General features: G+C 33.6%; 17 protein-coding genes. 10 read left to right on the top strand and 7 right to left on the bottom strand.

Features of this window, described 5'->3' with window-relative positions; all coding sequences use genetic code 11:
* Positions 1-4 precede the first annotated feature (4 nt).
* From HNQ90_RS09880 to HNQ90_RS09865, 4 genes are all read left to right on the top strand, one after another.
* On the top strand, positions 5-673 hold the full coding sequence (locus tag HNQ90_RS09880; RefSeq protein ID WP_144115634.1) for a bifunctional 4-hydroxy-2-oxoglutarate aldolase/2-dehydro-3-deoxy-phosphogluconate aldolase: 669 nt from the start codon (positions 5-7) through the stop codon (positions 671-673).
* A gap of 173 nt (positions 674-846) precedes the next feature.
* Positions 847-1,548 (top strand): BamJ family beta-barrel-assembly machinery protein, encoded by a 702-nt coding sequence (locus HNQ90_RS09875; RefSeq protein ID WP_144115633.1) that lies wholly within the window; start codon positions 847-849, stop codon positions 1,546-1,548.
* A 123-nt stretch (positions 1,549-1,671) separates the two neighbouring features.
* Entirely contained in the window at positions 1,672-2,553 is an 882-nt protein-coding gene (gene era, locus HNQ90_RS09870; protein WP_144115632.1) for a GTPase Era, read from the top strand.
* An 81-nt stretch (positions 2,554-2,634) separates the two neighbouring features.
* A complete protein-coding gene (locus tag HNQ90_RS09865; protein WP_144115631.1) occupies positions 2,635-4,152 on the top strand; it encodes a choice-of-anchor I family protein in 1,518 nt (505 codons plus the stop codon).
* 48 nt (positions 4,153-4,200) lie between these two features.
* Here HNQ90_RS09865 and HNQ90_RS09860 read toward each other — a convergent pair whose 3' ends face one another.
* Complete coding sequence (locus tag HNQ90_RS09860) at positions 4,201-4,713, bottom strand: GTP-binding protein (protein ID WP_144115630.1); 513 nt, start codon at positions 4,711-4,713, stop codon at positions 4,201-4,203.
* Between the two features lie 392 nt (positions 4,714-5,105).
* Between HNQ90_RS09860 and der the strand changes: the two genes are divergently transcribed.
* The 3 genes from der to HNQ90_RS09845 all read left to right on the top strand — a co-directional run bounded on the left by der (position 5,106) and on the right by HNQ90_RS09845 (position 10,464).
* The gene (gene der / locus HNQ90_RS09855) at positions 5,106-6,410 is read left to right on the top strand and encodes a ribosome biogenesis GTPase Der (protein WP_144115629.1); all 1,305 of its coding nucleotides are present in this window, start codon (positions 5,106-5,108) and stop codon (positions 6,408-6,410) included.
* A 175-nt stretch (positions 6,411-6,585) separates the two neighbouring features.
* Positions 6,586-9,369, top strand: a complete 2,784-nt coding sequence (locus HNQ90_RS09850; protein WP_144115628.1) for an outer membrane beta-barrel protein — start codon at positions 6,586-6,588, stop codon at positions 9,367-9,369.
* A gap of 90 nt (positions 9,370-9,459) precedes the next feature.
* Positions 9,460-10,464 (top strand): sugar kinase, encoded by a 1,005-nt coding sequence (locus HNQ90_RS09845; RefSeq protein ID WP_144115627.1) that lies wholly within the window; start codon positions 9,460-9,462, stop codon positions 10,462-10,464.
* Positions 10,465-10,560: 96 nt separating this feature from the next.
* On the opposite strand, the gene HNQ90_RS09840 is transcribed toward HNQ90_RS09845, so the two are convergent.
* The 5 genes from HNQ90_RS09840 to HNQ90_RS09820 all read right to left on the bottom strand — a co-directional run bounded on the left by HNQ90_RS09840 (position 10,561) and on the right by HNQ90_RS09820 (position 13,863).
* Positions 10,561-11,406: a TPM domain-containing protein gene (locus HNQ90_RS09840; protein WP_144115626.1), complete on the bottom strand. Its 846-nt coding sequence runs from the start codon at positions 11,404-11,406 to the stop codon at positions 10,561-10,563.
* Positions 11,407-11,415: 9 nt separating this feature from the next.
* Positions 11,416-11,859, bottom strand: coding sequence for a TPM domain-containing protein (locus HNQ90_RS09835; RefSeq protein ID WP_144115625.1), 444 nt, complete (start codon positions 11,857-11,859; stop codon positions 11,416-11,418).
* A 5-nt stretch (positions 11,860-11,864) separates the two neighbouring features.
* Entirely contained in the window at positions 11,865-12,461 is a 597-nt protein-coding gene (locus tag HNQ90_RS09830) for a LemA family protein (protein WP_144115624.1), read from the bottom strand.
* Between the two features lie 101 nt (positions 12,462-12,562).
* The gene (locus tag HNQ90_RS09825) at positions 12,563-12,892 is read right to left on the bottom strand and encodes a MerR family transcriptional regulator (protein ID WP_092851243.1); all 330 of its coding nucleotides are present in this window, start codon (positions 12,890-12,892) and stop codon (positions 12,563-12,565) included.
* A complete protein-coding gene (locus tag HNQ90_RS09820; RefSeq protein ID WP_092851245.1) occupies positions 12,892-13,863 on the bottom strand; it encodes a M23 family metallopeptidase in 972 nt (323 codons plus the stop codon). Before HNQ90_RS09820 ends, HNQ90_RS09825 begins: the two co-directional genes overlap by 1 nt.
* 223 nt (positions 13,864-14,086) lie before the next feature.
* Between HNQ90_RS09820 and alaS the strand changes: the two genes are divergently transcribed.
* The 3 genes from alaS (at position 14,087) to HNQ90_RS09805 (ending at position 18,772) form a co-directional block, all read left to right on the top strand.
* Positions 14,087-16,702 carry an alanine--tRNA ligase gene (gene alaS / locus HNQ90_RS09815; RefSeq protein WP_144115623.1) on the top strand — a complete coding sequence of 872 codons (2,616 nt, stop codon included), beginning with the start codon at positions 14,087-14,089 and terminating at the stop codon, positions 16,700-16,702.
* 26 nt (positions 16,703-16,728) lie between these two features.
* Positions 16,729-17,673, top strand: a complete 945-nt coding sequence (locus tag HNQ90_RS09810) for a GSCFA domain-containing protein (protein ID WP_144115622.1) — start codon at positions 16,729-16,731, stop codon at positions 17,671-17,673.
* 484 nt (positions 17,674-18,157) lie between these two features.
* Positions 18,158-18,772, top strand: coding sequence for a DUF4230 domain-containing protein (locus HNQ90_RS09805; RefSeq protein ID WP_144115621.1), 615 nt, complete (start codon positions 18,158-18,160; stop codon positions 18,770-18,772).
* Here HNQ90_RS09805 and HNQ90_RS09800 read toward each other — a convergent pair.
* On the bottom strand, positions 18,767-19,072 hold the full coding sequence (locus HNQ90_RS09800; RefSeq protein ID WP_144115620.1) for a rhodanese-like domain-containing protein: 306 nt from the start codon (positions 19,070-19,072) through the stop codon (positions 18,767-18,769). The genes HNQ90_RS09805 and HNQ90_RS09800 overlap by 6 nt on opposite strands.
* Between the last annotated feature and the right edge of the window lie 16 nt (positions 19,073-19,088).

Here is a 19,088-nt window from a genome sequence, read left to right as displayed (position 1 = left end):
TATAATGGCACAATTTTCAAGATTAGAAGTAGCGCAAGCAATGAAAGATACAGGAATGATTCCTTTATTTTTTCATAATGATATAGAATTAAGTAAAAAAGTATTAAAAGCATGTTATGATGGTGGTGCTCGTTTAATGGAGTTTACTGCTCGTGGTGATTTTGCTCACGAAGTTTTTGGAGAATTAACTAAATATGCTATTGCCGAATTACCAGGAATGATAATGGGTGTAGGGTCCGTAACAGATGCAGGTGCTGCGTCATTATACATGGCTTTAGGAGCAAACTTTATTGTAACTCCAGTTTTAAGAGAGGACATTGCAATTGCTTGTAACCGTAAAAAAGTATTATGGTCTCCAGGATGTGGAACGTTAACAGAGATTACTAGAGCAGAGGAATTAGGATGCGAAATCGTAAAATTATTCCCTGGCGATATCTACGGACCTCAATTTGTAAAAGGTATTAAAGGTCCACAACCATGGACGTCGGTTATGCCTACAGGTGGTGTTTCGCCAACAGAAGAAAACCTTAAAGGATGGTTTGATGCTGGTGTAACTTGTGTTGGAATGGGATCTAAATTAATTTCAAAAGAAATTATTGCTAATAAAGATTACGCAAAATTAGAGAAGGATGTTAAAGCAGCCTTAGCTATTGTAAAGTCTGTTAGAAAATAATTAATAGTATAAAATGTTTTTTTAAGAGCCGCTATCTAGTGGCTCTTTTAATTTGTAATAGTTGTTTAGTAACCTGTTTTATGGTTTTTAAGAGGTAATTAAGTGTCCTTATTTTTCTTTTTTACTCTCTATAAAATTTGTTACATTTGGCGACACATTAAAAAAATATAAAAATGAAAATAATGAAAGTTTTAAGTTTGCTAGCAGTAATTATACTTGTAGCATCTTGTAATCAAAACGGAGCAACACAAAAAGCATTAACAACAGAGATTGACTCAGTAAGTTATGCTATAGGTATGGATGTTGCCAAAAATGTTAAAGCTAGTTTTGATGAATTTGATGGCGATTTATTCATGCAAGGTTTTAATAATGTATCAGATTCTACAAACATCTTACTTGATGAAGCTAAAGCACAACAAGTGGTTAGAGCTTATTTTCAAAAGAAACAACAAGCTGATGCAGCAAAATTAAAAGAAGAAGGAGAAAACAATAAAATTGAAGGTGAAAAATTCTTAGCTGAAAACAAAACTAAAGATGGTGTTGTAACAACAGATAGTGGTTTACAATACATAGTTTTAAAAGAAGGAACAGGAGCAAAACCAACAACATCTTCTAAAGTAAAAGTACACTATCATGGAACTTTAATTGACGGAACTGTATTTGATAGTTCTGTGGATAGAGGAGAGCCAACTGAGTTTGGAGTTACTCAAGTTATTAAAGGTTGGACTGAAGGTTTACAATTAATGAAAGAAGGTGCTAAGTATAAGTTTTTTATCCCTAGTGATATTGCTTACGGTGCTAATCCAAGACCAGGAGGAGCAATTAAACCGAACTCAACATTAATTTTCGATGTAGAATTATTAGAAGTAAAGTAATTTTACCTTTAATATTTTAAATATAAAAACAGGAAGCTATGCTTCCTGTTTTTTTTGTTTTTACATTTTTAGTATATTAAAATATTCAAGTTGTAACTTTGCACTATCTTAAATAAAAATATCATGAGCCATAAAGCAGGTTTTGTAAATATAATTGGTAATCCTAATGTTGGGAAATCTACATTAATGAATGCCTTTGTTGGAGAAAAACTTTCCATAATCACATCTAAAGCGCAAACTACTAGACACCGAATTTTAGGTATTGTAAATGGTGACGATTTTCAAGTCGTTTTAAGTGATACTCCAGGTATAATTAAGCCAGCTTACCAGCTTCAAGAATCGATGATGGGTTTTGTAAAATCGGCTTTCGAGGATGCCGATGTGCTTATTTACATGGTAGAAATTGGAGAAAAGGAGTTAAAAGATGAAGCTTTTTTTAATAAAATTACCAATTCGAAAATACCGGTTTTATTATTGCTTAATAAAATTGATAAATCAGATCAAGAGCAGTTAGAAAGTCAAGTGCAAACGTGGTCCGAAAAAGTACCTAATGCAGAAATTTTCCCGGTTTCAGCGCTAGAAGGCTTTAATGTAAAGGAGGTTTTTAATAGAATATTAGACTTACTTCCAGAGTCGCCACCGTTTTACCCAAAAGATCAATTAACCGATAAGCCAGAGCGTTTCTTTATAAATGAAACCATTCGCGAAAAAATCTTGATGCATTATAAAAAAGAAATTCCTTATGCTGTAGAAGTTGATACGGAAGAGTTTTTTGAAGAAGAACAAATAATTAGAGTAAGATCTGTTATTATGGTCGAACGCGAAACTCAAAAAGGTATTATTATTGGCCATAAAGGAAGTGCTTTAAAGCGTGTAGGTGTTGAGTCTAGAAAGGATTTAGAAAAGTTTTTCGGAAAGCAAATTCACATTGAATTATACGTAAAAGTGAATAAAAATTGGAGAAGCAATCAAAACCAGCTGAAACGTTTTGGTTACAATAACTAGTAAATGCTAATCATAGCTTTTTAATAAATTAACATTAGCTTAAAGTAAGGGTTTCATATTTGCCAAAACAAATAATCAAATATGAAATTTAATAAATTACTCTTCAGCGTGGTATGTATTGCTGCAATTTTCGGTTGTCAGGATGATGACGATAATACGGCTAAAACACCAATTAATACCGAAATCAATTTTCAGTATAAAACAACTATTAATATAGGAGGCGAAGGTGCTTCAGAGATTTCTGCTTTCGATGCTGTTTCAAAAAAGCTATTTACAGTTAATGTGGAATCGAATCAAATATCTGTAAATAATATTTCAAATTTAGATGCACCTGTATCAGAAACACCCATTGATTTATCCGTTTATGGTGCGCCAAATAGTGTTGCCATTTACGATGGTAAATTAGCAATAGCCGTAGAAGCAGATCCAAAACAAAATCCTGGTAAAATTTTAGTTTATAATACATCTGATAATTCATTGTTAAATGAATATACAGTTGGTGCTTTACCAGATATGGTAACCTTTTCTAAAGATGGAAAATTAATTATTTCTGCTAATGAAGGCGAGCCAAATGATGATTACACAATTGATCCTCTAGGAACAATAAGTATTATAGATTTATCTGATGATTCTGTAACCACCTTAGATTTTACGTCTTTTAACAGCGATGAAGCTGCACTTGAAGCACAAGGGTTTAGAGTGTTTGGTCCTGGCGCAACTTTAGCGCAAGATGTCGAACCAGAGTATGTTACCGTTTCAGAAGATTCTAACACAGCATGGGTGTCATTGCAAGAAAATAATGGTATTGCCAAAGTAAATTTAGCAGCAAAAACTATAGAGGCTATTTATCCTCTAGGTTATAAAGATTATAACGCTGTAGGAAACGAAATGGATGCTAGCGATAAAGATGAGGTTACCGCTCTTAAAAGCTGGCCAGTTTTAGGTATGTATCAACCAGATGCTATTACCTCAGTAAATATTGGTGGTACAGATTACATCTTTTCAGCTAACGAAGGTGATTCTAGAGATTACGATGGCTTTAGCGAAGAAGAGCGTGTTGACGATTTGACCCTAGACGAAACCGCTTATCCTTTTTCTAATGATTTTCAAAATGAAGTGAACTTAGGACGCTTAAAAACAACATCTACATTAGGCGATATAGATAATGATGGCGACGTCGATCAAATTTATAGTTATGGTGCGCGTTCATTTAGCGTATGGTCTGGCTCTGGAAGCTTGCTATACGATAGCGGTAATAGCATTGCTACTGAAACGCTTAATGAGACGCCAACTCGTTTTAACGACGAAGATGGTAGAAGTGATGATAAAGGTGCAGAACCAGAAGCTGTCGAAATTTTAAATATAGGTGATGAACGTTATATTTTATTTGTTGGTTTAGAACGTAATGACCAAGTTATGGTATATGATGTTACCAATCCAATGGCGCCAAAATATATTAGTATCCTATCGCATGCTGGAGATGAAGCACCAGAAGGCTTATTGGTTATACCTGCAGCAGATAGTCCTAACGGTAAAGATTTATTAGTAGTATCTAACGAGGATAGTGGCACAGTTAGTTTCTACGAAAATATTCAATAGTTAATTTTGTATTGAATTTGAGTTAGTTGAAGAGCGCTTTAATTATTATTAAAGCGCTTTTTCGTTTTCAATACCCAAAATCGAGTTCATAAAAGTATTAAGCAATCGCATGTCTTTTATGCTTGATGCTTTACCTATGCTACCAGCAAAATATAGAGTAACCCAAAGCAAAACCATTAATAGGGTTATGCTAGCTTGCACAGCATAACCCTGTTTTAATGTCATATTGGTATAGGTCCAAATAGCAAATGCTATAAAAAAGCCGGCAACAAGAAAATGGAGGAACATAAAAAGTGTCCAAACTGTTGGATTTGGTCCAAACAGTCCATGTAGAGAACTAGAGTTGTCGTCAGTCTTATTTACTTCTAAATGTAATTGCGGCGACCAAAAGTGTTGTTGTTCTTTAGGGAACTTAATAAAAACATGGTCATCTACCCGAGTAACTATAAAATCTTTTTGGGTAAGCTTCGCATTCTCAAAATCGCTTAAAACAGATTCATTTGGCCTTGGAATTTCTAGTGTAAACCTCGGGCGCAATACAATATCGTTATTTAAAGGCATTCGTATTTAGTTTAGTATAGTAAAATACTGTTTTTTTATTTAAAATAAATGTGGTCTTTAAAAATAATTCAATCAAAGACAGCCTTAGTGTGTAAAAGCGTATTGAAAAAGAGCTGACTTTTTTAATATAATATCTAGAGGGAATTTTACAATAACACAGTTTAAAAGATAAATTAAATGGGTATCAATAAGTTACAATTAAGTCTTGCTTCTTTACTCTAAAAGTGAAGCGGTCTTGATTCTTAAATTAAGCATTATTGATTTAAAAATTAAAATACTTTCAATCTTTATTAAAAAAGAACTTTGCGTCATCTATATTTCCTATTTTTGCAAAATGTTTCGGATAGAAATATTAAGGCATCAGATAAGGTGTAACAGATAAGATAAAGATTATGAGTAATATAGTAGCTATTGTAGGAAGGCCAAATGTTGGTAAATCAACGTTTTTTAATCGTTTAATTCAACGAAGAGAAGCCATTGTTGATGCCGTTAGTGGTGTTACAAGAGACCGCCATTATGGTAAAAGTGATTGGAACGGAAAAGAGTTTTCTTTAATAGATACTGGAGGTTACGTTTTAGGAAGTGATGATGTTTTTGAAGCTGAAATTGATAAGCAAGTAGAATTGGCTATTGATGAGGCCGATGCTATTATTTTCATGGTCGATGTAGAATCTGGTGTAACCGGAATGGATGAGGATGTAGCAAAGTTGCTTCGTAAGGTAAGTAAACCTGTATTTCTTGTCGTTAATAAAGTAGATAATGGTAAGCGTGCAGAAGATGCTGTAGAGTTTTATGCCTTAGGTTTAGGAGAATATTACACTGTTGCTAGTATAAACGGAAGTGGAACAGGAGAATTACTAGATGCTTTGGTTGAAGCTTTACCAGAAAAGGAAGAAGTTGTAGAGGAAGCGTTACCTAGGTTTGCCGTAGTGGGGCGTCCAAACGCAGGGAAATCATCCTTTATAAATGCACTTATTGGAGAAGATAGATATATTGTTACCGATATTGCAGGAACAACTAGAGATTCTATAGATACTAAATACAATCGTTTTGGTTTTGAGTTTAATTTGGTTGATACTGCCGGAATTAGAAGAAAATCTAAAGTAAAAGAAGATTTAGAGTTTTACTCGGTAATGCGTAGTGTAAGAGCTATCGAGCATGCCGATGTCTGTTTAGTAGTATTAGATGCCAACCGTGGTTTTGATGGACAGGTACAAAATATTTTCTGGCTTGCAGAACGTAACCGTAAAGGTATTGTAGTGCTAGTTAATAAATGGGATTTGGTTGAAAAAGACCATAAATCGGTTAAGGAATACGAAAAAGTAATTAGAAAACAAATGGAGCCGTTTACCGATGTGCCAATTGTTTTTATCTCTGCATTAACCAAACAACGTATTTTTAAGGCTATTGAAACTGCTGTGGAGGTGTACCAAAACCGTTCTAAAAAAATTAAAACAAGTCAGCTTAACGAAGTCCTACTTCCAATTATAGAAAATTATCCGCCACCAGCATATAAAGCAAAATTTGTTAAAATTAAATATATTATGCAGTTGCCAACACCGCAACCACAATTTGCTTTCTTTTGTAATTTACCTCAATATGTAAAGGAGCCTTACAAGCGTTTCTTAGAGAATAAATTAAGAGAAAAATTTGGTTTTAACGGTGTGCCTATTAGTGTTTACATGCGTAAAAAGTAATACATATCTTGGGTAAGAATTTCTTATTCAAGTCAAAGTTCAAGTTTATTTAAAGTCTTAAAGCTTAAAAAATTAAATATTAGTTTTTTAAGTTTTAAGACTTTTTTAAGAAAAATCACATGATGTTCAAACTATATTAGAGGTTTTAAATAAAAATCAATCAAAAATCAATACAATGAAGTCTATTCTTTTAGTAATAGTCATTTTGTTTGCATCATTATCTTTTTCTCAATCTAAATCCTTCGAAATCTCTGGTACACTACTATCCGAGGAAGATGCTGTTCCTTTGGAGTCTGCAACGGTTTATTTACAACGCGTTACCGATAGTAGCTTAGTTACTTATGGGTTAACCAATAAAGAAGGTAAATTTACTTTAGAAGGAAAACTGGCGCATAAAAAAGGTAATCTATTTATTTCTTACGTTGGGTATCAAACCTATTTCCGTGAGGTTAATATGGATAAAAAAATCATTGATTTAGGAACTATAAATTTACAAGTAAGCTCTGATGCTTTAGATGCTATAATTATTAAATCAACAGCTCCAATAACCATTAAAAAGGATACTTTAGAGTTTAATGCAAAGTCTTTTAAAACAAAAAAGGATGCCAATGTAGAAGACTTGTTAAAACAGCTTCCTGGAGTAGAAATTGATGAAGAAGGTAATATTAAAGTTAATGGAAAAGAAGTAAACAAAATACTCGTTAATGGAAAACCATTTTTTGGAGACGATCCCACAATAACAACCAGAAATTTAACCAAAGATATTGTAGAGAAAATACAAGTTTTAGATACTAAAACTAAAGATCAAGCATTTACAGGCGCAACTGCCGATGGCGAAAATAAAACCGTAAACCTTGTTATAAAAGAAGAAAACAATAAAGGTGATTTTGGTAGGGTAGCTGCAGGGAAAGGAACCGATAAACATTATGAGTTTGCAGGTATGTATAATCATTTTGATAACGACCAACGCGTTAGTGTTTTGGCAGGTGGTAACGATATTAACTCACCAGGTTTTAGCTTTGGCGAAATTCGTAAAATGTTTGGTGGCGGTAATAGTGTCCGGTTTAATGGAAATGGTTCTTTTTCTATAGATGGTAGGTCTTTTGGAGGTGGTCAAGGTATTACAGAATCTCAAAATTATGGTGCTAATTATGCCGATGAGTATGGTGAAGGTAAAGATATAGCAGCTAACTATTTTTATTCTGGAAGTAGTTCAGAAAATAGAAGTAAAAGAGATCGAGAAAATATTTTATCTGATTCAAGATATTTTACATCTTCAAACTCCAGTTCTTTCAGTGATAACGAAAGTCACAGTGCTAATGTGGAGTTTGATGTTAAGGTAGATTCTACACTTTTAATTAATTTTGAGCCGTCATTCAGCTATACAAAAAGTAAAAATTATTATAATGAAGATGAGTCTTCAACCAACGACTCCAATGCATTAATTAACGAATCAACATCCAATTCTAATGTTGAAAATATTGGTAAAAATTTTAGTAGTGATCTTGATATTACTAAAAAATTTGGTTCTAATGGTGCGTTTATAAAGTTTAGTTTTGATAATGATATTAGAACACGAGAACTCGATGATTATTTAGTTTCAAAAACAAATATTTACGGAAATGCGCCAGAAGAAATTAACAGAAATCAGTATACTGAAGGTGAAAATAAAGTCAATAATTTTAGATCCAATTTTACTTATAGATTACCCTTAGTAGGGAAAACGTTTTTCTTGGAATTTAAATATGGGTACACGAGAAACAAGCAACAAGACAGACGAAGCACTTTTGATAAAGAAGACCCTGATGCTGAAGATTATACCGATTTTAATGACGAGTTAAGTACAGATTTTGAGTATATTAATGAAATGTCAACGCCCGCGTTAGAGTTGGAGTTTAAAAACGAAAAAATATCTGCAAGGTTTGAAACCACCTATGTATTTAGAACTTTAGAAAATAATGATATTTTAAGGCCAACCTTAAGTTTAAAACGAAATTTTGAAGCTATCGAATTTCGATCAAGATTTCGTTATAAATTTAGTGATAAAGCGTCCATGCGAATGGGGTATAACTTAGATAATAATCCGCCGCAATTATCTCAATTACAACCGTTTTTAAATGTGTCTAATCCTTTAAATACTGTAATTGGAAATCCTAATTTGGTACCTCAAAATAACCATAGAGTTTATGCGAGTTACAATACCTTCGATTTTCAAAAAGGTTCTGGTTTTTACGGATATTTAAGTGCTAATTTTGATAATAATAAAGTCGTTTCTAAAACTATTATTGATGAGGATTTGGTAAGAGAAACAACCTACGATAACGTAAACGGTTCGTATAATGTAAATGGTTATTTATCGGTTAACAAGAAGGTGAAAGTAGATAGTTTACGCACGGTTACATTTTACTTAGGCGTTGGGCCAAGTATTAGAAAATCAATAAACTTCAATAACGGTGTTAAATATTCGAGTACTAATAATTCGGCTTCTCCAAACGTGGGCTTACGTTTTAACTGGAAAGATGTTTTAGAGTTCAACCCTAATTATAGACTGTCTTTTACCAGAAATACATTTGATTTAGAAGCCTTCGAAAATCAAGAGTTTGTCAGTCATTCACTTAATTTGAATACAGCTACTTTTTTGCCAAAAGGTTTCGAATGGCGAAATGATATGAGATATAGTTACAATCCCAATATTGCAGATGGGTTTCAAAAAAGTGCATGGTTTTGGAACGCTACACTAGCATACTCGATGCTTAAGGATAAAGGTACCCTTACTTTAAAGGCTTACGATTTACTAAACCAAAACACCAATGCCAGACGAATTGCCACAGCCAACTATATAGAAGATTCTCAAAGCACCGTATTGCAACAATATTTCATGCTTAGTTTTAGTTGGAAATTTAATAGCTTAGGTAAGGCCGGAGAAACAGGAGGCGGTTCTAGGTATTATAGACATTAATTCGGGCAAAGTAAAAGTTTATAAATATTCTTCCAGTTTCAATGTAATATTTAAACTGATATTTCCTATTTTAGTTTAAAATAGAATACTATGAGTCAGATTATTACATTTGGTGAAGTGCTTATGCGTATATCACCGCGAGGAAATAGAAAATTTATCCAATCCAATACAGTTGAGTTTTATTTTGGTGGTACAGAACTAAACGTAGGACTTTCTATTGCTCATTTTGGTGAAAGTGTAAAACATATCACATGTATTTCTAATGATTTTATAGGCAATACAGCTTTGGCTTACCTAAATAAATTCGATTTAGATACAACGGCTATTGTTCGGTCAAATAGACCTTTAGGGGTTTATTTCTTAGAGGTTGGAGCCGTTATGCGTCCTAGTCAAATTTCGTATAACAGATCGCATTCTGCTTTTTCTGAAATTAAACCAAGTATGGTAGATTGGGAAAAATCTTTGGCAAATGGCAGCTGGTTTCATTGGACGGGTATTACACCTGCATTAACTCAAGGCAGTTTCGATACTTTAAAAGAAGGCTTAAAACTGGCTAGAAAAAAAGGGATGCAAGTTTCGGCAGACCCAACATATAGAAGTGGTTTATGGAAATATGGAGTCGATCCTAAAGAGGCTTTAACCGAATTACTGCATTGCTCTACTATTTTTATTGGAGGTATTAACGAAATGAATGAGGTTTTAGGTACCGATTTTGGTTATAGTAACGACGAGTTTATTGAAGCTAGTAAGTTACTTATTGAAAAATTCCCAACTATAGTTAAAGTATTCGATAAAATAAGAACATCCATAAATTCTTCATGGCATAAAATTAGAGCAAGAATGTGGAATGGTAAAAAATTCTACGAAACTCAAGATTTCGATATTACACATATTGTAGATCGTATTGGAACAGGTGATGCCTTTGCAGCAGGTTTAATTTATGGTTTGCAACACTTTAAGGATACTAAATCTATGGAGTTTGCAAGTGCAGCCTGTGCTTTAAAACACACGTATGTAGGCGATGTTAATTACGCTACTATCGATGAGGTAATGCGTATTGTTGAAGGTAATGTGTCCGGACGTTTTAATAGATAATAAACGCAGTAATTAAGCAAAAAGAGTTAGGTTTTTTTGAGTTCTCCTAAAATTGAACAGTTTACTGAGACTGAAACTGAGACTGCAAACTAAACCTTACCAGCCACCAGAAGCACCGCCACCGCCAAAGCCACCGCCGCCGAAACCGCCACCAAAGCCACCACCTCCAGAAAAACCGCCACCGCCAGAACTTCCGCCCCAACCGCTAGATCCACGTCGGTAACTACCACGGCCCATATTACTTAAAATTATGGCTTCTAAAATATCGCTTCCTGTCGATCTATGACCGCCATTGCGTCCACCACCACCTCGTCTGTTTTTCGATATGGATATTAGAATAATAATAAAAATAAAGATGAGGATAAAGATAATGCCAATAGGAAATTCGCCTTCACTAGATTGACGTGTGCCTGTGTATTCGCCATTTAAAACTTCAAAAATGGCATCGGCACCTCGGTTTAATCCGCCAGGGTAGTCATTCTGTCTAAAATAAGGAATAATGTCTCGTTCTATAATTCGCTTAGACATGGCGTCGGTTAACAAATGCTCTACGCCATAACCTGTGCTAATGGCTATTTTTCTATCATTTCTAGCTAATAGAATTAATACGCCGTTGTCTTTTTCCTTACTGCCACCAATTCCCCATTTCTGACCCCATTTAGCACCTAAGTAACTAATGTTTTCACCGTTGGTGGAATTTATAATAGCCACAACAATTTGTGTTGAGGTAGTATCGGAATATTTTATAAGTTTATTTTCTAAGCTAGATTTTTCTGAAGCACTTAATAAATTAATATAGTCATATACACTAGTTTGAAACTTGGGTGTTTCAGGAATTTCGAATTGAGCATGAGCAACATTCAAAACAAAGCATAACATTAAAAAACTAATAATGCTTTTTGTTTTTAAAAATGCTGGTAAACTGAATATTGAAAACTGCATACTAGCTATTTATCCTTTAGAAATTTCGTTTGTTAATTCGTTAGTGTCAGTATCAGAATAAGGAAAATACCTTTTAAGTTCTTCGCCAGATTTTAAAATGCCTTCAATTAACCCTTTTTTAAAATTACCTTGTTTGAAACGCATTTGCATCACATTTTTAGTGCTATCCCAAAAAGTGCTTTCCACTTTATCGTTTATACCTTTATCGCCATAAATGGCAAAGGCTTTATCATCAATAGCTACATAAATTAACACGCCATTTTGAAGTTTTGTGTTATCCATTTTTAAGGTGTGAAATAAATCTAAAGCACGAGTAGTTATACCATTGCCTTTGCAGGTTTGTTCGATGTGCACACGTATTTCTCCCGAAGTATTTAGTTCGGCAACTCTAATAGCTTCAACAATCTCTTGCTCTTCGCTAGTACTTAAGAAATCTTCAACGTTATTTGGCATATGGTTTAGTTAAAATCGAAATCAACATCTGGAGCTTTTTCACTTCCAGCTTCAGATTTAAAATAAGTCATAGGTTCAAAACCTAAAATACCAGCAAGTATAGAATTAGGGAATACTTTAACGTGGTTGTTATATGGCTCTACGCTTTCGTTAAAACGATCTCTAGCTACGTTAATTCTGTTTTCTGTACCTTCTAATTGGCTTTGTAATTCTAAAAAGTTTTGGTTTGCTTTTAGTTCTGGGTAACGCTCAACAGTTACTAATAAACTTTTTAATGCACCAGATAAACCACCTTGTACTTCATTGAATTTAGCAAGTTGCTCTGGCGTAATGTTCGATGGATCTATGGTAACAGAAGTTGCCTTTGCTCTAGCTTCTATAACGGCAGTTAGTGTGCCTTTTTCGAAATCGGCAGCACCTTGTACGGTTTTTACTAAATTACCTATTAAATCGTTTCTTCGTTGGTAGCTACTTTCAACATTAGCCCACGTTTTAGTTGCGCTTTCTTGAAGGTTTACAGCAGTATTGTTAAATCCTTTTCCCCAAGAATAAATTCCTATTGCAACAATTGCTATAATAATTAATGGTAAAAATTTTTTCATGATATAATATGTATTGGTTTTTGGTATTGTTTGTTAGACTCCGCTTTTAAATAAAAGTTACTTGTTTTAAGCGTTTTTTTTATTTTTTTAACTCAAGCACTTTAAAGATGCTCCTTAATCTTGGTAAGTTGGCTTTTAATATCCTCCAGTTTACTAATAATTTCGAAGTTATTAAGGGCTTGTTTTTTTTCTTCTTTTAGGTGGGTTTTGGCACCTTCTAAAGTAAAACCACGTTCCTTTACTAGATGATAAATAAATTTTAAGTTTTTTATATCCTCTGGCGTAAATTTACGATTGCCTTTGGCATTTTTTTTAGGTTTAAGTACATCAAACTCGCCTTCCCAGAAACGAATAAGCGATGTGTTAACCCCGAAAGCTTTCGCGACCTCTCCAATAGCATAATAGCGTTTTTCTGGTAAATCTATATACATTAATCTAGCGATTGGTTTTCTAAAGAAGCATGCTCCAATAGTTTGTTAAATTCTTCGGCGGTTAAACTACCATAGTAAAAGTTTATTGGGTTAATACGGTCGCCGTCTTTAAAAATCTCATAATGTAAGTGAGGTGCTTCAGAGCGTCCCGTGCTTCCAACAAAGCCTATTAAATCGCCACGTTTTACCTTTTGGTTTTTTCTAACATTGTATTTGTACAAATGCGCGTATAAACTAGTGTAACCGTAACCATGGTCTATTCTTATATGTTTTCCGTAACCCGATGAGTTACTGTCGGCACGTTCCACAACACCATCGCCACTGGCATAAACAGGTGTGCCTCTTGGAGCAGTAAAATCCATGCCCCAATGCATTTTTCTAACCTTTGTAAATGGATCTGAGCGCATGCCGTAACCAGAAGCCATTCGAGTTAAATCTTCATTGCTAACCGGTTGTATTGCTGGAATTGCAGCAAGTAATTTTTCTTTTTCTTCAGCTAGAATAGCAATTTCATCTAGCGATTTAGATTGTACTACAATTTGTTTTTGTAAAATATCTAAACGCTTATTACTTTCTATAATTAATTTAGAATTATCAAAACCTTCTAAACTCTTGTAACGATTTATACCACCAAAACCTGCTTTTCGTTGTTCGTCGGGTATTGGGTTAGCTTCAAAATAGACGCGGTAAATATTATTATCTCTATCGGCAACATTGGCTAAAACGGCCTCGGCATGTTCCATTTTTTTGTTCAGCAATTCAAACTGTAATTGCGTGTTTTGTAATTCTCTTTTTAAAGCACGTTCTTTTGGTGATTCTACATACTGACTCGCAATAAAAACAAATATAAATGCAAAAAAAGCGGCCGCTAAAATAAAGAGCGTCGCATACTTAAAAGTAGTCCGTTTTTTGCGCTCTATTTTGCGGTATGAGAGTGATTCTTTATCGTAGTAATATTTTACCTTACTCATGTCTTAAATTATACTATTTTTGCAACTAAATTTTATGCAACAAAAGCTGTTGTTTAAAGTATGTTAACGAACAAACCTACGAAATTATTATCAAAATAGTTGTGATGATAATTTAAAAGTAGATTAAGTATCTCCTTAATTTTAAATATTTTTGGAGAGTAAATATAGAAAATTGTTTTTATTAAAAGTAAATTAATAAAAACACGATGCATAATAACGATACATGAAGTCACAAGAAGTTAGATCAAAGTTTTTAAGTTTTTTTGAAGAAAAGAAACACGGCATAGTGCCATCGGCGCCAATGGTTTTAAAGGACGACCCTACATTAATGTTTGTTAATGCAGGTATGGTACCTTTTAAAGAGTATTTTTTAGGTAATGGAAAACCTAAAAATAACCGTCTTGCAGATTCTCAAAAATGTTTAAGGGTTTCTGGTAAACACAACGATTTGGAGGAAGTAGGTTACGATACGTATCACCATACTTTATTTGAAATGTTAGGAAACTGGAGTTTTGGCGATTACTTTAAAAAAGAAGCCATTGCTTGGGCTTGGGAGCTGTTAACCGAAGTTTTTGGTATTGATAAGGATATTTTATACGTAACCGTTTTTGAAGGAAGTGATGATGCCGATAACTTAAAAATGGATACCGAAGCTTATGATATTTGGAAACAATACATATCTGAAGATCGCATTTTAAAAGGTAATAAGAAGGATAATTTCTGGGAAATGGGCGATCAAGGACCATGCGGACCTTGTAGTGAAATTCATGTAGATATTCGTTCGGCTGAAGAAAAGGCTAAAGTTTCTGGTAAAGATTTAGTTAACGAAGATCATCCTCAAGTTGTCGAGATATGGAACTTAGTATTTATGCAATACAACCGAAAAGCCAGCGGTGTTCTTGAAGGCTTACCAAATAAACACATCGATACAGGTATGGGCTTCGAGCGTTTATGTATGGTGCTTCAAGGTGTACAATCTAACTATGATACCGATGTGTTTACACCAATAATTCGCGAAATTGAAACTATAACTAATAAGACTTACGGGAAAAATGAAGAAGCAGATATTGCTATTCGCGTAATTTCCGATCATGTTCGTGCCGTAGCATTTTCAATAGCCGATGGTCAATTACCAAGTAATACTGGTGCTGGTTACGTTATTAGACGAATTTTACGTCGTGCCGTGCGTTACGGATTCACTTTTTTAGATAAAAAAGAACCATTTTTATACAGATTGGTCGATGTTTTAAGTAATCAAATGGGAAAAGCCTTCCCGGAATTAAAAGCGCAAAAGCAATTAATTGAGAATGTTATTAAAGAAGAAGAACAATCGTTTTTAAGAACCTTAGATCAAGGTTTGGTATTATTAAATCGTATTGTGGACGAAACAAAAGGTGATACCGTTTCGGGTGAAAAAGCATTCGAATTATACGATACCTATGGGTTTCCTATAGATTTATCGGCTTTAATTCTTTCTGAAAAAGGCATGAAGCTTGATGAAAAAGGATTTAACGACCATTTACAAAAACAAAAAGAGCGTTCTCGTGCGGCAAGCGAAATGTCTACAGAAGATTGGACTATTCTTGTTGAAGATGCTGAAGAAGAATTTATTGGCTATGACAGTTTAGAAGCTAATGTAAAACTTACTAGATACAGAAAAGTAACCTCTAAAAAAGAAGGTGATATGTATCAGTTGGTTTTTAATTTAACACCGTTTTATCCTGAAGGAGGCGGACAAGTTGGAGATAAAGGTTATTTAGAAGATACACACGGCGATGTCGTTTACATTTTAGATACCAAAAAAGAGAATAATGTAATTATTCATTTTACTAAAAATTTACCACACCATGTTAATGAAGTGTTTAAGGCTGTTGTAGATTCCAAACAACGTTATAAAACAGAATGTAATCATACAGCTACGCACTTGCTACACCAAGCATTGCGCGAAGTTTTAGGAACTCACGTAGAACAAAAGGGGAGCGCAGTGCACTCAAAATACTTGCGTTTCGATTTTTCTCATTTCTCAAAATTAACAATTGAAGAATTACAAGAAGTCGAGAATTTTGTAAACCGACGTATTGAAGGTAAACTACCCCTGCAAGAAAAACGAAATATTCCTATAGATGAAGCCATTGCCGAAGGCGCAATGAGTTTGTTTGGCGAAAAGTATGGTGATACTGTACGTGCTATTCGTTTTGGTAAATCGATAGAGCTTTGTGGAGGAACACACGTAAAAAATACAGCAGACATTTGGCATTTTAAAATAGTATCTGAAGGTGCGGTAGCATCTGGGATTAGAAGAATTGAAGCTATTACCAACGATGCTGTAAAAGATTTTTATTTTGAAAACAACAGGGCGTATTTCGAGATGAGAGACTTGTTAAACAATGCTCAAGAACCTGTTAAGGCACTTCAAAACTTGCAAGACGAAAATACAAGTCTTAAAAAGCAAATAGGAGGTTTACTAAAGGATAAAGCTAAAAACATAAAAGGCGAACTTAAAGGAGAATTGGAAGCTATTAATGGCATTCAATTTTTAGCTAAAAAACTAGATTTAGATGCTGGCGGATTAAAAGATGTGGCTTTCGATTTAGGTAGCCAGTTTGATAATTTATTTTTATTATTCGCAACCGAGCAAAACGGAAAAGCATTATTGTCTTGTTACATTTCTAAAGAATTAGTGGCAAGTAAAGGTTTAAATGCTGGGCAAGTAGTTAGAGAATTAGGTAGATATATCCAAGGCGGTGGCGGCGGACAACCATTTTTTGCTACTGCCGGAGGTAAAAACCCTGCAGGAATAAAGGAGGCTTTAAGCAATGCTAAGAAATACTTGATTTAAACGGGTTGCGCTATAAAAAAACCAAGATGAAATTTCAAACCAATATACCGTTAGAATCACAGTCAGAAAATCAAATAAACTACCATTCTAATGTGCTGTTGTTTGGTTCCTGTTTTTCAGAAAATATTGGCGAGAAGCTAAGCTATTTTAAATTTAAAAATACTCAAAACCCGTTAGGTATATTATTTCACCCTAAAGCTATTGAAACCTTAGTTTCTAAAGCTGTTAATGGTTATGTATATACACAAGACGATGTGTTTTTTCATAACGAGCAATGGCATTGTTTTGATGCCCATTCAAAATTAAGTCACTCATCAAAAGCGCATGTATTAGATCAATTAAATGCTCAAATTAATGTTACGGCTTTAAATTTAAACAAAGCATCGCATATTGTTATTACACTAGGTACAGCTTGGGTGTATACCAATATTGAAACAAAACAAATTGTAGCCAATTGCCATAAAATACCGCAAAAGCAATTTAAAAAGGAATTGTTATCCGTTGCAAAAATAGAAGCCTGTTTAAAAAACATTCTTAGCTTAATAAAAAGTGTTAACCCTTCGGTTTCGGTACTATTTACGGTTTCTCCAATACGCCATATAAAAGATGGGTTTGTGGAAAACACACAAAGTAAAGCGCATTTAATAGCGGCTATTCATCAAGTTTTAAAGGGGCAATCTTATTATTTTCCTTCTTTTGAAATAATGATGGACGAACTTCGCGACTATCGTTTTTACAAGGCAGATATGATTCACCCAAGCCCATTAGCGGTAACATACATATGGGAAAAATTTAAGGCGGTTTGGATTTCGGAGGCATCATTTAAAACCATGGAAGCGGTTAATGTTATTCAAAAAGGTCTACAACATGAGCCTTTTAATGAAGCATCAGAAGCACATCAAAAATTTCTTAAAAATTTACAGCAAAAAACAAAGGCACTTCAAATCTTGCATAAGCACATTCAGTTTTAAAGCAGTACATCTAAGGTCCCATATTTAAATAGAGGTTAGTTTGCTGTCTTTGTATGACGACGTGTGTTTAAAATTCTTACCTAATGCGGCTTTGTTTTTGGTATTGATAATCAGCTTGTTGCGATTAGCTTTTTTTTTGTACACTTAGTCGAGAATTTAATTAAGCTCTAGAAAATAATTGTAGATTCATAGTGCTATTAATCAATTCATATTAAAAAGCACCAATATTTTAATCAGTTACATGATTGAGTTTTGGTGTTTTTTTTTGCTCGATTGTTTCTTGGTTAATGGTGGTAAATTAATAATTCGTTAACCTTTAGGTAATATAAAAGCTACTATTGTGCTTTATATTTGCAGTGTTAGTTTAGTTTAGTAAAAATGCATTGGTTTAGACTTCTTATGTCGAAGGAAACTGATGTTTTTTTTTGTCTAAAAATTAACTTATACCGCCCTTATAGTATTAAAATTATTTCTAAATTAGTACATGCGAAAAATTCTGTTAGGTGTAATTATTACTTTAGTGGTACTCTTTACTTTTAAATATTGTGGAGATAGGCAAGAGGATAAAGTAATGCTTCAAGAAAGTTCGGTCCTTATTCAAGAACAAATAAAAAATGTAGGTAAGCTTGTTGTTACCGAAGGGCATTTTAGCGAAGTTTTTAATTATAAAAACTCAAAAGATATTTTTGGTGATTTGTTTTCGGTTGAAAAGAAAGCCTTAATTGTTGTAAATGCCGATGTAACCATTGCTTACGATTTAAGTAAAATTGAATTTGAACTTAATGAAGCTGATAAAACCTTAACGATTTTAAGTATCCCAGATGAAGAAGTAAAAATTCATCCAGATTTAGAGTATTATGATGTGCAGGCAGATTACTTAAATCCATTTGAAGCCAAGGATTATAACGATATTAAAAATACGGTAAATGTGATGCTAACAAAAAAGATTGAAGCTTCAGATTTAAAAGCAAATGCTAAAAACAGATTAATTAGCGAACTATCAAAATTTTATATCCTAACCAATTCTTTAGGGTGGACATTAAAATACAACACACAGCCTGTTCAATCTGCAAAAGATTTACAAAGTATTAAGCTATAGTTTGTTTCTTAAGCTTGTCCAGCCACCACCATTTATAGCCTCAATACCATTACTGTTTAAAATAGAAGCCGCACTACCAGATCGCATACCACTCGCACAGCAGGTTATTACAGGTTTGTTTAATTTCTTTATTTCAGCAATTTTAGTATTTATAGTTTGTAAAGGAATGTTTTTAGATCCTGGTATGGCTCCTTGGCTATATTCATTAACCGTTCTTACGTCAATAATAACGGCACCTCTTGTTTTAAAATCGTTAATCATATTATTTTTATTACCAAATAGAAAATTGAATAAGCCCATAGTTTATTTTTTATGC

This window comes from Algibacter amylolyticus, assembly GCF_014202225.1.
Classification (GTDB): domain Bacteria; phylum Bacteroidota; class Bacteroidia; order Flavobacteriales; family Flavobacteriaceae; genus Algibacter_B; species Algibacter_B amylolyticus.
The sequence above is the reverse complement of the archived record's forward strand: the minus strand, read 5'-3'. Positions and strand labels throughout refer to the sequence as shown.

Coding starts and splice junctions, on each gene's coding strand:
- HNQ90_RS09880 (WP_144115634.1), top strand. CDS start 5: ATGGCACAATTTTCAAGATTAGAAGTAGCGCAAGCAATGAAAGATACA.
- HNQ90_RS09860 (WP_144115630.1), bottom strand. CDS start 4,713: ATGCCTTTAAATAACGATATTGTATTGCGCCCGAGGTTTACACTAGAA.
- HNQ90_RS09845 (WP_144115627.1), top strand. CDS start 9,460: ATGAGTCAGATTATTACATTTGGTGAAGTGCTTATGCGTATATCACCG.
- HNQ90_RS09840 (WP_144115626.1), bottom strand. CDS start 11,406: ATGCAGTTTTCAATATTCAGTTTACCAGCATTTTTAAAAACAAAAAGC.
- HNQ90_RS09825 (WP_092851243.1), bottom strand. CDS start 12,892: ATGTATATAGATTTACCAGAAAAACGCTATTATGCTATTGGAGAGGTC.
- HNQ90_RS09810 (WP_144115622.1), top strand. CDS start 16,729: ATGAAATTTCAAACCAATATACCGTTAGAATCACAGTCAGAAAATCAA.
- HNQ90_RS09820 (WP_092851245.1), bottom strand. CDS start 13,863: ATGAGTAAGGTAAAATATTACTACGATAAAGAATCACTCTCATACCGC.
- HNQ90_RS09805 (WP_144115621.1), top strand. CDS start 18,158: ATGCGAAAAATTCTGTTAGGTGTAATTATTACTTTAGTGGTACTCTTT.
- era (WP_144115632.1), top strand. CDS start 1,672: ATGAGCCATAAAGCAGGTTTTGTAAATATAATTGGTAATCCTAATGTT.
- HNQ90_RS09850 (WP_144115628.1), top strand. CDS start 6,586: ATGAAGTCTATTCTTTTAGTAATAGTCATTTTGTTTGCATCATTATCT.
- HNQ90_RS09830 (WP_144115624.1), bottom strand. CDS start 12,461: ATGAAAAAATTTTTACCATTAATTATTATAGCAATTGTTGCAATAGGA.
- HNQ90_RS09800 (WP_144115620.1), bottom strand. CDS start 19,072: ATGGGCTTATTCAATTTTCTATTTGGTAATAAAAATAATATGATTAAC.
- der (WP_144115629.1), top strand. CDS start 5,106: ATGAGTAATATAGTAGCTATTGTAGGAAGGCCAAATGTTGGTAAATCA.
- HNQ90_RS09875 (WP_144115633.1), top strand. CDS start 847: ATGAAAATAATGAAAGTTTTAAGTTTGCTAGCAGTAATTATACTTGTA.
- alaS (WP_144115623.1), top strand. CDS start 14,087: ATGAAGTCACAAGAAGTTAGATCAAAGTTTTTAAGTTTTTTTGAAGAA.
- HNQ90_RS09865 (WP_144115631.1), top strand. CDS start 2,635: ATGAAATTTAATAAATTACTCTTCAGCGTGGTATGTATTGCTGCAATT.
- HNQ90_RS09835 (WP_144115625.1), bottom strand. CDS start 11,859: ATGCCAAATAACGTTGAAGATTTCTTAAGTACTAGCGAAGAGCAAGAG.